This is a genomic window from Nocardia fusca NBRC 14340 (genome assembly GCF_001618425.1).
GTDB classification, from domain to species: Bacteria; Actinomycetota; Actinomycetes; order Mycobacteriales; family Mycobacteriaceae; genus Nocardia; species Nocardia fusca.
In genome coordinates this window covers 24,014-38,886 of sequence record NZ_BDCU01000053.1, presented here as the reverse complement: position 1 = coordinate 38,886, position 14,873 = coordinate 24,014, and the positions used below count along the sequence as shown (strand labels likewise).

10 protein-coding genes and 1 pseudogene are annotated in these 14,873 nt (G+C 66.3%); 7 read left to right on the top strand and 4 right to left on the bottom strand.

The annotated features are described in order from the left end of the window. Positions 1-33 precede the first annotated feature (33 nt). Positions 34-390, bottom strand: coding sequence for a flavin reductase family protein (locus tag NF4_RS30870; protein ID WP_063130922.1), 357 nt, complete (start codon positions 388-390; stop codon positions 34-36). 598 nt (positions 391-988) lie between these two features. Here NF4_RS30870 and NF4_RS30865 point away from each other — a divergent pair. Then, positions 989-4,297, top strand: coding sequence for a protein kinase domain-containing protein (locus NF4_RS30865; protein WP_063130921.1), 3,309 nt, complete (start codon positions 989-991; stop codon positions 4,295-4,297). A 110-nt stretch (positions 4,298-4,407) separates the two neighbouring features. Here NF4_RS30865 and NF4_RS40335 read toward each other — a convergent pair. Then, positions 4,408-4,548, bottom strand: a pseudogene (locus NF4_RS40335) (IS5/IS1182 family transposase); the annotation flags it as partial. A 56-nt stretch (positions 4,549-4,604) separates the two neighbouring features. Here NF4_RS40335 and NF4_RS40330 point away from each other — a divergent pair. From NF4_RS40330 to NF4_RS30840, 6 genes are all read left to right on the top strand, one after another. Continuing rightward, a complete protein-coding gene (locus NF4_RS40330) occupies positions 4,605-4,757 on the top strand; it encodes a hypothetical protein (RefSeq protein WP_198165534.1) in 153 nt (50 codons plus the stop codon). A gap of 546 nt (positions 4,758-5,303) precedes the next feature. Continuing rightward, positions 5,304-5,456 (top strand): hypothetical protein, encoded by a 153-nt coding sequence (locus NF4_RS38225; RefSeq protein ID WP_157120693.1) that lies wholly within the window; start codon positions 5,304-5,306, stop codon positions 5,454-5,456. A gap of 146 nt (positions 5,457-5,602) precedes the next feature. Beyond that, on the top strand, positions 5,603-6,370 hold the full coding sequence (locus NF4_RS30855) for a hypothetical protein (RefSeq protein ID WP_063130919.1): 768 nt from the start codon (positions 5,603-5,605) through the stop codon (positions 6,368-6,370). Between the two features lie 172 nt (positions 6,371-6,542). Further along, positions 6,543-6,758 (top strand): hypothetical protein, encoded by a 216-nt coding sequence (locus NF4_RS30850; protein WP_063130918.1) that lies wholly within the window; start codon positions 6,543-6,545, stop codon positions 6,756-6,758. A 409-nt stretch (positions 6,759-7,167) separates the two neighbouring features. Then, positions 7,168-11,535 carry a hypothetical protein gene (locus NF4_RS30845; RefSeq protein WP_063130917.1) on the top strand — a complete coding sequence of 1,456 codons (4,368 nt, stop codon included), beginning with the start codon at positions 7,168-7,170 and terminating at the stop codon, positions 11,533-11,535. 152 nt (positions 11,536-11,687) lie between these two features. After that, positions 11,688-12,170: a hypothetical protein gene (locus NF4_RS30840; protein ID WP_063130916.1), complete on the top strand. Its 483-nt coding sequence runs from the start codon at positions 11,688-11,690 to the stop codon at positions 12,168-12,170. A gap of 40 nt (positions 12,171-12,210) precedes the next feature. Here the strand turns inward: NF4_RS30840 and NF4_RS40325 are convergent, their stop codons facing one another. Both NF4_RS40325 and NF4_RS30835 read right to left on the bottom strand, forming a co-directional pair. Continuing rightward, positions 12,211-12,390, bottom strand: a complete 180-nt coding sequence (locus NF4_RS40325) for a hypothetical protein (protein WP_439956787.1) — start codon at positions 12,388-12,390, stop codon at positions 12,211-12,213. A gap of 471 nt (positions 12,391-12,861) precedes the next feature. Then, positions 12,862-14,781 carry a S9 family peptidase gene (locus NF4_RS30835; protein WP_157120692.1) on the bottom strand — a complete coding sequence of 640 codons (1,920 nt, stop codon included), beginning with the start codon at positions 14,779-14,781 and terminating at the stop codon, positions 12,862-12,864. Positions 14,782-14,873: the final 92 nt, after the last annotated feature.

The following is a 14,873-nucleotide window of genomic DNA, read 5'->3' as shown; positions in this document are numbered from 1 at the left end:
CCCCTGTGCGCGATAGCGGCTGCACCTCGATTTTCACCCCTCGCGGCGGAACTCACCCGGCCACTTCTCGTGCGGAATACGGGCGATCTCGAGTACCTCGCCGATCGTCGACCATTCGTTCCTGCCCGGCGCGGGCGAGCGGCGCAGTCGCTCGATCGCGGGCAAATTGTTGCCGCGGGCGTCGGTGTGCAGCACGGCGGTATCGATCGCCGCGTGCCGGACCCGGCCGATTACCACCGTGGAATCGCCGAGCTCGAGCGTCTGCTCGAGCCGGCACTCCAGCGCGCCGGGTGATTCCGCGACTCGTGGCGGCGCCACTGTCGTGCTGGGCTCCAGCGTCAGCCCCACCTCGGTGAACTCCGACAGCTCGGCGGGGAAATCCGTACCCATCGATACCCACGCGATCGGCCGGGTACGACCACACTTGTCAGGACCCTGACCGTGCCGCGGCCTCGTCGGCCGGCTCGTCCCGAACGATCGGATTGCCGATGGGCGGCAATGCGCGCGGTCCTGGTCCGGCCGGACGGCACCGTACAACGCAGCGGAGCGCTGTCCGACCTCTGCGCGGCAAGGCCTCACTTCAGAACGCCTCGCCGGCCGGATTCTTGCGGAGTTCGTAGAAGCGGCGTGGTGTTCATCTGAGGACGGGGGCGGCGGCACCACCGGGTCGGACAGCTCCGCGGGGACCCAGGTGGTGATCCCGTCGCCGGTACTGATCTGTTTCATCCGCCGTGGCTCGGCCCAAGTGTGTGCCGCGTCGAAGAGTTGTTCGTCGACCCGGTCGGTCAGCGATCGCGCCATTGCGGAGGTGAGGACGGCGCCGGAGGCCGGCAGGACGTGTCCCGTGAGTCCGATCATGGCCAGGGTCGGGTGATCGAATTGTGACAAACACGGTCTTCATAGTTGCAGTCCTCGCCGTACCACCGAGAATGCCGGCGGAGATATTCTGTTTGATATGCGGCCACCGGTGAGTCGTCGCGAGTAGACGATGAGTGAAAGCGATCCTTTCACGACACAGCGCGATGTTGGCGACGACACCGTTACGGAGTTGAGCGCTGCCGGGTTCGCGGACGCCGAGGAGATCGGTCGCGGTGGCTTCGGTATCGTCTACCGCTGCACCGAGGTCGCTTTGGATCGCACGGTGGCGGTGAAGGTTCTGACCGGGGAACTGGAGGGCAACCGGGAGCGTTTCTTCCGCGAGCAACGGGCGATGGCGCAGCTCACGGGGCACCCGAATTTCGTCGGCGTTCTGTACGTCGGTGAAACCGAGACCGGGCGGCCTTACCTGGTGATGCAATATCACCGCCAGGGATCGCTCGACGCGAGGATCCGCAGCAGAGGCCCGCTCTCGGTGGAGGAGGTACTTCGTCTCGGAGTGAAACTGGCCGGCGCGTTGGAAGTGGCGCATCAAGCCGGGGTTCTGCACCGGGACGTCAAACCGGGGAACGTCCTGCTCACCGACTACGACGAGCCGGCGCTGACCGACTTCGGCATTGCTCACATCGCTGGCGGGTTCGAGACCGCGACCGGCACGATCACTGGTTCACCGGCATTCACTGCGCCGGAGGTGCTCGGTGGGGATGGCCCGAGTCGCGTTTCGGATGTCTACGGCCTGGGGGCCACGCTGTTCTGCGCGCTGACCGGGCATGCGGCGTTCGAGCGTCGCCGTGGCGAGGAGGTGGTAGCACAGTTCTTGCGGATCACGACCCAGCCGGTGCCGGATCTGCGTGAGGGCGGCTTCGCGGAGGAGGTGTGTGCCGTCATCGAAAAGGCTATGTCCCGTGAACCGCGTGACCGCCCTACCGCCGCGGAGTTGGGTGAGCAGCTACAGCAGGTTCAGCTCGCGCACGGTTTCGCGATCGATGCGATGGCTTTACCCGGAGCCGCAAGAGCTGAACGAGCACCGCTCCCGGCGGCCGCACCTGCGGTCCAGGAGGTTGTTTCCGATGGAGTCGCCGGGCGGCGACGCGCAGGCGAGGGCAACCTCCCCCTGGAACTGACCAGCTTCGTCGGCCGGCGTACCCAGGTGTCGGAGGTGAAGACTCTGTTGTCGGGATCGCGTCTGGTCACGTTGACCGGGATCGGAGGGATCGGCAAATCACGGCTCGCGCTGAGGGTTGCTCACAAGGTTCAGCGGCTATTCGCGGGTGGGGTGTGGTTGGTCGAGTTGGGTGAGCTGCGCGATACGGCGTCGTTGGTCGATGTCGTGGGCGGCGCTCTCGGTTTGCGGAACCATGCCGGCAGGCCGATGCTCGAGGTACTCGTGGAATTCTTCTCCGCACGCGAGCGACTGCTGGTGCTGGACAACTGCGAACAGGTCATCGACGCGGTCGCTCAGCTGGCCGAGTCACTGTTGCAAGCCAGCCCCCCATTGCGGATCGTGGCGACCAGTCGCGAAGCGTTGGATATCGCCGGAGAGTCGGTGGTTCCGATCTCGCCGCTAGCGTTTCCGGACCAACAATGTTCGCCGTCGTTGCGGAGTCTGGCCAATTTCGATGCGGTGACGCTGTTCGCCCAGCGAGCTGCCGCGGCAGTGCCGGGCTTCGAACTGACCGACAGCAACAGACTCGGTGTGGTCGGGATCTGCAGCCGATTGGACGGGCTGCCGCTGGCGATCGAGCTGGCCGCCGCCCGGCTGCGCACGATGTCAGCGGAGCAACTTCTGCTGCGGTTGACGGACCGCTTCGCGCTGTTGACCGGTGGCAGGCGAGGCGCACCGACGCGGCAGCAGACGTTGCGCTGGTGCATCGGCTGGAGCTACGACCTGTGCACGGGTACCGAGCAGCGGTTGTGGCAGCAACTATCGGTATTCGCCGGAGGTTTCGAACTCGACGCCGCCCAGCAGGTATGCGGTGGGGACCTGGCCGAGCCGGAGTTGCTCGATTCGGTTTCCGCCCTGGTTGACAAGTCGATTTTGATACGCGAAGACGTCGACGGCGCTGTCCGGTTCCGAATGCTCGAGACCGTGCAGGAGTACGGCAGGGACCAACTCGAAGGGACCGGTGACCACCCGGAGCTGTCTCGTCGTCACCGGGACTGGTACGAGCGGTTGGCGATCAATGCCGAAGCCGAATGGATGAGTCCACGCCAGCTGAAGTGGATTGCCCGCCTGGAGCGGGAGCTACCGAATCTCCGACAGGCGATAGAGTTCAGCCTGGCAGGGGAGGGCGAGCACGCTCTGCGCATAGCTCACGCGCTGTTTCCGTTCTGGCTATTGCGTGGGCGAACCAGCGAGGGGCGTCGCTGGTGTGACCGTGCGCTCATCCGGTCGTCGGGTGCACCGAACGGGGACCGGGCCAAGGCATTGGTGGCGGCGGTCATGCTGGCGGCGACACTAGGCGATTTCGAGGCTGCAACTTGCCGGCTGGCAGAGCTTCGAGTGCTCGCCGAACGGACAACCGAGCCTATGAGCGGTGCCCTACTGGCGTACGCGGACGGTTTCATCGCTCTCGTATGCGGCGATCCGGTGCGGGCCAGCGTTCTCATGAAAGATGCCATCGATACATTCGGGGCCCGCGGTGAACTCACAACGCATTCGAGGGCACTGCTCGCGCTCGGATTGGCCTACGCCCTGCAGGGGGATACGCCCCAAGCGCTCGCACAAATCGAACAGGCACTGGCCATCGCCAATTCTCACGGTGAGACGGTCTATCAATCTTATGTTTTAGGAGTGAAGGGGCTTACCCACTGGTTGCAAGGTGAGCCTGAGCGTGCTGTGCACTATTTAGGGGAAGCTGTGCACCTGTCGCGGCTGGTGATCGACCCGATCGTCGCCGCGATCTGCTCGGAGGTCCTGGCCTGGATCGCGGCCGAGCAGGGCCATGCCCGGCGCGCCGCCGTGCTGTTGGGTATCGCCGAGCAACTCGGCCGTTCCCTCGGCGGTTCCGGCATCGTGTTTTCAGCCTTGTCCAAGTACCACAAGAAATGCGAGCATCGGGCGGTCGAGCTGATCGGCACACGAGCATACGAGGCGGAGCGCCGAAACGGATCAGCAATGAGCTTCGATGCTGCGATCGACTTCGTGCTGGGTATGCAACCCCGAGCCGTGGCACCGACTGATCATCGCTACGCGACATTGACAAAACGTGAGCGTCAGGTCGCCGACCTTGTTGCCGAAGGCCTCACCAACAGGGCGATCGCTGCGCGACTGAAGATCGCACAGCGCACGGCGCAAGGGCATGTGGAGCACATACTGACAAAATTGGGCTTCACCTCGCGGGCGCAGATCGCGGCCTGGGCAACAGAGCAAGAGCAGCGGGAAGTAGCAACCCAACACAGAGGGCAACCCGGAGCTTAGAGGGTGTCCTCGAAGCCATATGAGCAGGGTGGCCAGGTCGAGCATCCCGCGGTAAGAAGTGGCGGTCTTGTCGTAACGAGTGGCGATCGCTCGATACTGTTCGAGCCGGTTGAAGCGCCCGCCGGTGTTCGATCCGGTGGTCTGCCGGCGCCGCAACGTGGTCGAACGCTGTTGCCCGCCCTCAGCGGCCGCCCGTGCCCGTCACACGCCAGATGGATTTTCGTCGTCGGACCACCACGCGAACGCCCGATGGCATGATCAACTGGTTCGCTGTGCCCGGCGGCACCGGCCGACCGGGGCTGCGTTCGTGCCACTCGTCATCCCCGGACCGGACCGATTTGGGGACGTCGCCGCGGCCGTCGCACTGGTGGTGACGACTGCCCTGCTGGCGGTGGGGGCGGCGGCTGTGTTCCCGTTCGAGATGAATACCGTGGTCTCTCTGTCCGGGGTGATCGCGTAGCCACGCACTACGGCTTCTACAGCACGGTCGTCGGCGTCGGAATCCTGGTGGGTACGTTCGCCACCGGCGCTGTGGCCGATGCCGGCCGGGCTGTCGGGATGGGCTGGATCGTCTGGGTGGGGTTGAGTGCCATCGGTGTGGTCGCGGCGTATGTCCTGAGTATTTCAGAGGGCTCGAAACCCGTCGACCAGGGTCGGCGGATATGTCGCGGAGCCGTCCGGCGATCGCCGGAAGACGGGCGGGAACAGCGCCGAGGCCGCACCGAGAGCGAGGCCACGGCGAGTACCGGCCCGTCGGCCGAGCCCGGCAGGACGCTCTGCGGACGGAGCGGCAACGGCTTGCGGCGGGCGGTGACCTCCCGCCCCGAGAAATTCCGCTGAAAAGCCGAAACCGCACTTTATGAGTTAGCGAACGAAATAAAAGGACCTACCGGTCGGAATTTCACCGAAAAGTCCGACGTCATTTGATGATCCCTTGAGTTAGTGTTTTCCGTTCCGGCCGATAGAATGAATTCGCCCGTCAGACGGCTCGGAAAGGATATTTCGTATGAGCTATTCGGCTACCACAATCAATCGCACCGCGGAATTGGAGGAACTCTTCGCGGGTATCGGCCTCAGCGATACCGCGGACCGCTCGGATATTCGATCCGACCAGGTGGTCTACAATCCCGGTCGATTCGACCGCGCTGTCACCTCCTGATCCGGACCGACAATTCCTCTGCCGACGGGCCCAATCCGGCTGGGCCCGTCGACCTTTCCGAATAAATACCTTTGTGATTCCCTTTGTGCCGCCGAAATAAAACGTCATATTTCCGCGGCCGTTGAAAAGATTTCGGATGTGATGGCATGACCGAGCAGACCGATCCGATACGACAATATTTCCGCGGACTCCCGTTCGTGTCCGACGACTTCGACGACGGATTTGTGGCCGCGATGGTGACAGCGAAGCGCCGAGCAGGTCTCCGGCACACGGAGGACCGCTCACCGGAAATCGACTACCTGACAACGGGAATCGGCGCGGCCTACCTTGCCGCAGCAGGGACGCGACCGTTGCAGGCGCCGTGGCTGGACGCCCCGGAGCTCCCGCCGAATCGGATGGCGGAAGTCGCCCGCGCCCTGTCGTCGATCTCGGCACGTATGCCGTCGTGGCGGCCGTTGTTGCAGCTACCCGTACGATTTGTCGTCCCGGCCGACCCGGCGATCGTCAGCGGCTGTGAGATCTACGTTCCACAGACGATCGGATTGGGCGAACAAGCCTTCCACTCTGCCGAAGTACTCGAGGCGTCGCTCATTCATGAACTTGCGCATACCTGGCTGGGCCTGATCTGCGAGATCTCTATCACCGACGACGGTACCGGTGAATGGAACTACAGGCTGCCATCGGGAACAGCGGGGAAGTCGATACGCTCTGTTCTGTTCGCGGCGCATTTCGCCATATCCTGTGGCCGCTATTTCGGAGCGGGCGGCCGCCTGATCCAGTCGACATTGGCCTACGGCGATTACGCGCTTGATTGTGTCGACCTGTGTCGCGACGACCCCACACTCACCTTGATGGGACGGTATGTCTGGGAGGAACTGAACGGATATGTCGAAGCGGCCGTAATGAGGGGGTAACGACCGCAGGCTTCGCGGTAGTATTCGGACTCCACAGTTTCGGAAGCGGCCGATACTCCCAACTCTCGGATTCGCGCGACGTTGTAGGCAGAGCGGGGTGGGTCGTGATCACCACCGATGGATCGGTCGAGCGTCGAGCTCGGTGATCCATCGGGTCTGAAGGAGTCGGAAAATGAGCAGTTCCGTCGGGTGCGCGGCCTGGCAGGATCTGATCGAACTCTACGAGATGGACGAGTTGCAGTATCGGCTGGAGTTTCCGTCCCATCGGGGCGGGGACTACGTGTCGGCCGTGGTCGCCGGACCCACCTGCGACAGTGACGACGCCTACTCCGGCGGACACGGGCTCGTCCGGGTACCGCGGACCGTGGCTTCGGGCGAGCCGGTGTGAATCTTCGCCTGCGGTGCCTACTCCACCGCATACACGACATCGAATTCGCGGATGCGCTCGACCGAAGTAAAGCGAGGATCGAGGAATTCACTGTTGGAAGCGGTCGCCCGGTGTCGTGTCGTAGCATCTGTGCCGTTCCCGATCTGCGCGAGCCGACCGGCCCGCAAGCCTGTGCGCGGTGACGGACAATCGATTGCCGATCGGTCGTGAGGATGGTGTGGTGGGTTCCGGAGCTGCTGATTTCCTGTATTTCCGTGCTCACGTCGGCGCCCGCTGCGGACCATCGTTCGCCGTCCGGATGCTGCGGGCGGGCACAGGTCGGCGGCAACCGCGCGAAACTGCCGGGCGCGAGGGGAAGAGATTGAGCGACTCATCCCGAATGTGAGGCCGACGCGATCCGGAACGAGATATGACACAGCCTGATGCATCCGGTACCGCGGCCGCCTTCGAAGACCCCCGGGAGTTCGCCGACGCTTTGCCGTTGTTGCTCGCCGATGCGGTGTGGGCTGTGGCGCGCCGGGAAGATACCCACCCCGCGACCGATTTCCTGCTGGCGCTCGAACGGTGGTCCGGCGAACCAGAGGTATCCCGCGCGGCCGCGGCGACCGCCCTGCGGGTGAGTTTCGCGTACGAGGAATTCGCCTCACTGCACCGGGCGCTGATAGCCGCTGCGCGGACAGCGTGGCGCACCGACCCGCGCCGATGGCCGCTGGTCGAGGCGCTACGGGACCGGGCTGTGGAGGCGGAGAACGACGGGGCAGATGACATTGCGGCCGATCTGCTCGATGCGGCGCTCGAACTCTGTGAAGAGTGCCCGGTCGCCGAGCACGCACGCGCGGTCGTGCTGCTCGACCAACTGCTCCCGACGCTGATGATCGTCCTCGCCGGCAGAGCTGCCGCCGACGAGGATGCCGGTCGGCTGGCGCGTAACGCGCGTGCGGTGGCGCGGCGGATCGAGGTTCTCGCTGCTCTGACAGGGGAGGAGCGGCACCGCCACCTGGGAGAACTGGCGGAGGCTCATCGGATCGGGGCCGAGTATGTGGCGCGGACGGATGGTGTGGTGGCCGCGCTGGACTGCTCCGAGCGCAGCGTGCGCCTGTTGGAGGAACTGGCGGAGCAGCAGGGGCCCACTGTCGTTCGACGTCTCGACTTCATGTGGCAGAGCCATATCGAAATGCTGGAACGATTCGGTGAGACCGCTGCCGCGGACGAGTGGAAACTGCACCGTATTGCGATGTTGCGGGCAATGGCCACCATGGAGCTCACCCGGTTCAGTGACCTCACCGCGCTCCTCGCTGTACTCACTCGCCGGGATCTGCCGGTCGAATCGGCCGCGTTGTCCGCGAAGCTCGTCGCTGTCACCGAGGCCGAGGCCGAGGCCGGAGCCGATACCGACGGCCGTCGGTCCGGAAGACGTATCCTGGCCCGCAGGTTGCGGGATCACGGCAGGTATTTGCATCGCGCGCAACGGCGGAGCGAAGCGTACGAGGTATGGCGGCGGGCAGTCGCGGTGCAGGCGCAGGCAGTACGCGGCGCCGTCGACGAAGTGTCCGTGGTGGCCGCCGGATACCGCAACATTGTTTCCACGGCCGAGAAACTGGGCGATCACTGCGCGGCAGTGGAATTCGGTGCGATGGCGGTCGAAGCGTGGTTGCGTTTCGCCGAAGCGGATCGGACGGCACATCTGGCCGCCGCGGTGGACGAGCTGCGGGCCCAGGCGCAAAGGCTGCGGGCAGCGCGCCGTTTCGCTGATGCCTCCGATACGGCGGAACGGGCCGTCGACGCTGCTCGCGAGCTGACGGTGCTGGACGCCGAACGGTATCGGCCGAACCTGAGCTGGGCGCTGACCTGCGCCACCCGGATGCACCAGCGGTCATGGCGAACCGACGCCGCCGAGCGTCGTTCCCGGCAGGCAGTGGCGCTGATCGAGCACCTGGCCCGTGCCGAACCCGATCGGTATCGGATTGCACTGGCCAATGCGCTGCACAATCGTGCACTCGTAGAGAACCGGCGCCGCGAGTACCGGACGTCGCGGGATCTGACCGCGCGAGCCGTGGCCCTGTACGAGGGTTCCACCGGGGACAAGAATGAGGCCGCCCTGGCGAATGTGCTGTGCACGCAGTCGATCGCCGCCGCGGCGCTGCGCTTGTTCGATGAGGCCCTGGCCGCCGCGGCGCGGGCCGAGACGATCTATGCGCGCCTTGCGGAGGCGAACCCGCGAGGCCATCTGCACGATCACGCGTACGCGCTGAACCGGCTGGCGTCGGTGCACGAAGATATGGGCGATAACGACGCAGTCCCACCGCTGGCCACACGGGCGCTGGAGATCTGCGACGCGCTGCCGGAGGGACCGGTCCGGGATGAGCAGCGAGCGTCGGGTCTGCACCGGATGATACGGAATCTGGACCGCCGCGGCCGACCGGCGGAGGCGTTGACATATTCGTCCCCGCTGGTGGAGCTCCGGGAGCGGATGGCGGCGGAGGACCCGGTGGGTGAGGAGAACGAACTGGTCATCGCCCTCGGGAATCACGCCACCTTCTTGTCCGGAATCGGGGCCGTACGGGAGGCGCTCGAGTACTCGCGCCGTGGCGTCGAACTGGTGCGACGGCTCGCGCAGGCCGATCCCCAGCGGTATCGGCGTGAGTTGGCCGGCGCTCTGGACAAATACGCGGTGGATCTCTATGCGGACGGAGCATTCGAGCAGGCGGCCACCGTGTCGTGCGATGCCGTGGCGTGTTTCGACGCTCTGCTGGACGAGGACGGGCAACAGTACGCCGAGCGCGCTGCGCGCTGCTTCAGCAATCACGCGCTGCTGCTGGGGAAAGTCGGCCGAGAGGACGAGGCGATGATCTCCGCGGCCCGCAGTCTGGAGCTGCTCGAGGGTCTGGTCGCCGGAGATCGGCGCGCCTACAGCCCGGTGCTGAGCTATACCCTCGTCAACCAGGCGGTCCGGCTCAACAGGCTCGACCGGACAGCGGAAAGTCTCGTCTGCGCCGAGCGTGCGGTGGCGCTACTCGACGAACTCACCGACGGCGATCCGCGAGAGCTCGGGCTGGACCTGGCGCGAGCGCTGCACACGTATTCCACTGTCTTGTCTGGTGCGGGCCGCCACACCGAGGCAGTAGTGGCCCAGCGACGGGCGGTGCAAGTGGTCGAAGCCGAGACCGTCGCCGAACGCGAGCAGAACCGCGCCGGACTGGCCCGATCCACCGCGGGCTTGGCGTTGCGCCTCGTCGAGGCGGGGCAGTGGTCGGAGGGACGTGAAAGCTCCCGGGCGGCAGTGCGGTTGTGGCGAGATCTCGTCGAGAACCATTCACCACGTTATCTGCCCACGTTGGCCGATGCGCTCGGTAGTCATGCCGGGTTCTGTCGCGACTATCAGGAATGGGCCGAAGCCGCCGAGTACGCCGAACAGGCCGCATCGGCCTACGAGACGCTGAACGCCCAGGACGCGCCCCGCTACCGTGAAGACTGGGCGATCTCCATGGAGTATCGGGCGTGGGCTCTCGAACGCAGTGACCAGCGCGACCATGCCTCGTTCGCGCTCGATCGCGCCCTGGCGATCCGGCAGGCGACCGCCGTCGAATCTCCGGCCGCCGGTCTGCCCGCCCTGGCGCACAGCGAGGGCTGGGCTGCGCAGTTGCGGGTCTCTCTCGCGGAGCCGAGCCGGGCAGCAATGCACTGGGAACGCAGCGCGACCCTTTATGAGGAGATCATCGACTCCGGGCGCGACGATCTGGTACCGGGGCTGGTCGATATGCACCACAGCTACGCGACCCGCTTGGGTTGGTGCGGCCACCGTATCGAGGCAGTGCGCGCGATCGTCGAAGCAGTGCGGTGGGCGCTGCATCTGGTCGCGACCGACCGGGCTCGCCACCGGTCCCGGCTGGCCGATGTGCTGCGCGACCAGACGTGGATACTCGGCGATGCGGGCCGGCGTCAGGAAGCGGTGGCGGTAGCTCGCGCGGCACTGCTGCTGGGGCAGGAGATCGCGGGCGCGGAAACGGGTGATCGGCGGTGGTATATCGCCGATGGTCACGACCTGCTGGCCGACAGTCTGGCCGAAGTGGGACGACTGGCCGAGGCGCTCGAACTCAGTGCACACGCAGTGTCGCTCTGGGAGGAACTGGCGGCCGAGAGCGATAAGCCGTCGGGTGATCTGGCGTGGGCGCTGTGGCACCGGGCCCGCTGGCTGCGCGCAACGGACGACAGTGACGGCGATGCCCTCCGCTTGTCCCAGCGTGCTGTTGAACTCTACGAGGGTGTCTGTGCGGACCGGCGGGACAGAGACGAATTCCTTGCGGGCGCGCTGGTGGATCACGCCCGGCATCTGTCGAGCGCCGGGGACCACGGGCAGGCACTGGAATATAGTTCTCGTGCCGTGGCGATGTGGGAGACCCTGGCAGCCGGTGAACCGCGGCGGCACGGACCCGACCTGGCGGTCTGTCTGCGCCGGCACAGCACCCACCTGACCCGTCTCGCCCGAGACGACACTGCACTCGAATGCGCCCGCCGCGCGCTGCGGCTCACCGAGGACGTGGTGGAGCTTGCCCCCGCCCGGTTTCTCCCCGAACTCGCGGCGGCCTGTAGCGTCACTGCCGACCTGCTCTGTGACCGCGACTCCGGGGCAGCGACCACGCTGGCCGAGCGTTCGGTCACGCTGTACACAGAGTTGGCCGGTGGGGAGCCAGGGGTTTTCGGCCCGCGACTGGTGCGGGCGCGGCATCGGGCCGGCCGGATCCGCACCAGGAATACCGATGGCGGGAAGAATGACTGAAGACACACGAGCCGAGGAACAGTGTTCGCCAGCTGCTGCACGGCCGAACATTCTCCGAAGAATGATCAGAAGAAGGTTCTCGCTGCACGACGCCGTAGTACCGCTTGATCGCGATGGCTCGGCCGGTGCACCCGAAAGGTGAGTAACACGCCATGGTTTCTCCGGTAGCCGGATCGTTCTCGGAGGAGTTCGCCGCCGTCGTTCGCCGGATCCACGCAGCGCGGGCCGGGACCGGTTTCATCGCGCATATCGATATGTATCCGATCGTGCCCGTAGACCGATTTCCGGCCGGGGCGCCCGCGATGAAGGCATGCGCCGCCCGCCTCTACCGCGAATGGGATCCGCGCGGCAAGGTCACCGGGGTGACTTCCACCGACCGGGCCGACCGGTGGCGGAGGGCCCTCATCGACCATGTGTCGACGAATCCGTTCGACCATCTGTCCGCCCGGTCGTGCGCCGAGGCTGCCCAGCTGGGCGGCGTGCTCGCCGATCTGATCGCAGCCGAATTGGGCGATGTACGGTCGGCCGCAATCGTGGACTATCACCCGTCCAAGTGGTATGCGGCGAAATGGACGGACTGGTTACTGGTCACCGCCGGACGTGCCACGATCCTGCACCTCGGTTGGGACAGCTGACATCGTTGTCGATCGTCACCACAACCGACTGATCAAAGAATCAATGTGAATGCGGCGGTCCCCATCGGGTCGTACCGAGGGCCCTGCGGTATGCGGCTTCCTGCGGCAGGCGGTCAGTCTCGACGCGGCCGTCGCTGAGCAGGTTCAGGCTCGCGGCGGCGCGGGCGAGGACCGAGGGCGGGCGCAACGGCAGGTTGAGCACGTTGGCGCTGATCCGGATTCGCTGGGTGCGTGTGGCGACGAAATAGATGAGCGTCCAGGTGTCCGGGAAAGCGGACTGGTGGGGTGGTCGTGGTAGGTCACAAGGTCGAGCCCGGCCTGTTCCGCGACGACTGAGAGTTCGACCGGGCGCTGCGGCGGCTGCGCGGCCGGGGTGACGAAGCAGCCGAAGATCGGCTCGTGTCCGTGTCGGTCATCGTGTGCTCGCATCCGGGTGGTGGGACGGGGTGGGGGAGAAACTATCGACGAGGACGCCGTCCAGGTCGCAGGTCACCGAGCCGGGCACGGGTCCGTGGCGGCCAGACCTTCGCGATGCGTTCGGGCACCGGACTCGATTCGGAGGGTATAGGTCATACGTCAACCGCGAATCGGTCACCGGATCCGCCACTCTCCTGACTCGGCGAAGCTCGAGGTCGACGCCGTCCGCGAGGGACTGGCCAACCGCTTGTGTGCGGTCGTCCGTCCGGACGGATCAGGTGTTCGCCGCGCTGCGACCGCCGAGATACTCGGCGAGGTGGCGTTCGATGGCGCGGAACAGCATGACCTGGTTTTCCGGGTTCTCGAAGCCATGCCCCTCGTTCTCGGCGACGAGGTACTCGACCGGCACCCCACGTTCCCGCAGTGGCGCGACGATATTGTCCGACTCCGCCTGTACCACGCGGACGTCGTTGGCGCCCTGGGCGACAAGTAGCGGGGCTGTGATTCGGTCGATCATCGTGATGGGGGAGCGGCGTCGCATGTCGGCGAGCTGCTCGGGGTCGTCGGGGTCGCCGACGTAGGCGGTCCAGTTGTTGGTCATGTTCGCGCGGACGAACGGGGGCAGTGTGGCGAGGAAGTTGGCCAGGTCCGAGATGCCGACGTAATCGACTGCCGCGGCGAACTTCTCCGGTGTGACGGTGATGCCGACGAGTGCGGCGTAACCGCCGTAGGAGCCGCCGACGATGGCGACGCGGTCGGGGTCGGCGTAGCCCTGGGCGATGGCCCAGTCGACGGCGTCGATCAGGTCGTCGTGCATGGCGCCGGCGAACTCGCCGATCGCGGCGGTGACATGCCGGCGCCCGTGGCCGGTGGAGCCGCGGAAGTTGACCTGCAATACGGCGTAACCGCGGTTGGCCAGGAACTGTACGGCCTTGTTGAAGGTCCAGGTGTCGTGCATCCACGGCCCGCCGTGCACCAGCAGTACCAGCGGCAGGTTCTCGGGCGAGACGCCGACGGGCAGGGTCAGGAACCCGTGCAGCGGCAGGCCGTCGCGGGCGGCGAACCGGACCGGGATCATCGGTGCGAGGCCGGCCGGGTCGAGGTGCGGGTCGCGGAACAGCAGGCGGCTTTCGCCGGTGGCGTGGTTGTAGAACCAGGTCGTGCCCGGTTCGCGGTCGTGGATGAAGGTGGCGACCCAGCGCTGTTCGCTCAGATCGGAGGAGACCGTGTCGAGGACGCCGTCGGAGAGCTTCTCCAATGCGGCCTGGACCTCGGCGAAGTGCGGGTCGATCGGCACGATGCGGGGCCGGTCGCCGGTGAAGCGGGCGGCGAGGATCTCGCCGGTGCGGCGGCTGGCGAACACGGTGGGCGGCAGGTCGTCCGACGCCGCGCTCAGGGTGTCGAGGCTGTGCCCGTCCACGGCGGCCACCACGGTCAGCTCGCCGGTGTCGCGGTCGAGCCGCAGCAGCCGCAGGTCGTCGGAGTCCTGGTAGTCGCCGAGCAGCGCGCCGCTACCGTCGGGCAGCGGGGCCAGGAAGATCCCCATGGGGTGCTCGGGGCCGCCCGCGCGGTGCAGGAGCCGCCGGTCTCCGGTGTCGGGGTCGACGGCGGAGATCTCGTGGGTGCCGTCGGGGTCCTTGGCGAGGTGCCAGCTCACGCGGCCGGTGCGGTCGAGGAGGAAGGTCGCGGTGGGATCGGTCCGCTCCACCAGCGGGGTCGTCTCGCCGGTGGCGACGTCGATGCGGAACACGTCGACGTAGAGCGGGCGGGGGTTCATCCAGATGATGGCGGTGCCGGGCACCGTGGTCTCCGGGTCGACGGCGAACACCCGGGAGCCGGGGTCGAGTGGGGTCAGGTCGACGACGGGCGAGCTGGGATCGTCGAGGTCGACGCGGTGCAGGTGCCAGTCCTCGTTGCCGTCGATGTCCTGCAGGTAGAGCAGGAAGCGGGGGTTGCCGGTCCAGTAGTAGCTGGTGATGCCACGACGGGCGTCGGAGGTGACGGGAACGGAGTCGGCGTGGGTCCGGTCGACACCACGCACCCAGACATTGCGGCGCCCGCGGTACGGTGCGAGGTAGGCGATCCGGGTGCCGTCCGGGGAGATCGACGGGGACGCGAACTCGGGGTCGGCGAAGAATGCCTCGATGTCGAGTAGTGCCGGTCGCTGCTGGGCCGGCCGTCCGGTCAAGGTCATATGAGCTCCGTTCGTGGGGTCCCGCTCCATCAGACACCGTGCCGTAGCGGCATACTCGAGCCCGGGGTCGCGGCGCTGCGTCCGCAGTTTCG

What these genes read in the sequence shown, in the direction of transcription:
- NF4_RS30865 (WP_063130921.1), top strand. Translation starts at nt 989, where the DNA reads ATGAGTGAAAGCGATCCTTTCACGACACAGCGCGATGTTGGCGACGAC.
- NF4_RS30845 (WP_063130917.1), top strand. Translation starts at nt 7,168, where the DNA reads ATGACACAGCCTGATGCATCCGGTACCGCGGCCGCCTTCGAAGACCCC.
- NF4_RS30855 (WP_063130919.1), top strand. Translation starts at nt 5,603, where the DNA reads ATGACCGAGCAGACCGATCCGATACGACAATATTTCCGCGGACTCCCG.
- NF4_RS38225 (WP_157120693.1), top strand. Translation starts at nt 5,304, where the DNA reads ATGAGCTATTCGGCTACCACAATCAATCGCACCGCGGAATTGGAGGAA.
- NF4_RS30835 (WP_157120692.1), bottom strand. Translation starts at nt 14,781, where the DNA reads ATGACCTTGACCGGACGGCCGGCCCAGCAGCGACCGGCACTACTCGAC.
- NF4_RS30850 (WP_063130918.1), top strand. Translation starts at nt 6,543, where the DNA reads ATGAGCAGTTCCGTCGGGTGCGCGGCCTGGCAGGATCTGATCGAACTC.
- NF4_RS30870 (WP_063130922.1), bottom strand. Translation starts at nt 390, where the DNA reads ATGGGTACGGATTTCCCCGCCGAGCTGTCGGAGTTCACCGAGGTGGGG.
- NF4_RS30840 (WP_063130916.1), top strand. Translation starts at nt 11,688, where the DNA reads ATGGTTTCTCCGGTAGCCGGATCGTTCTCGGAGGAGTTCGCCGCCGTC.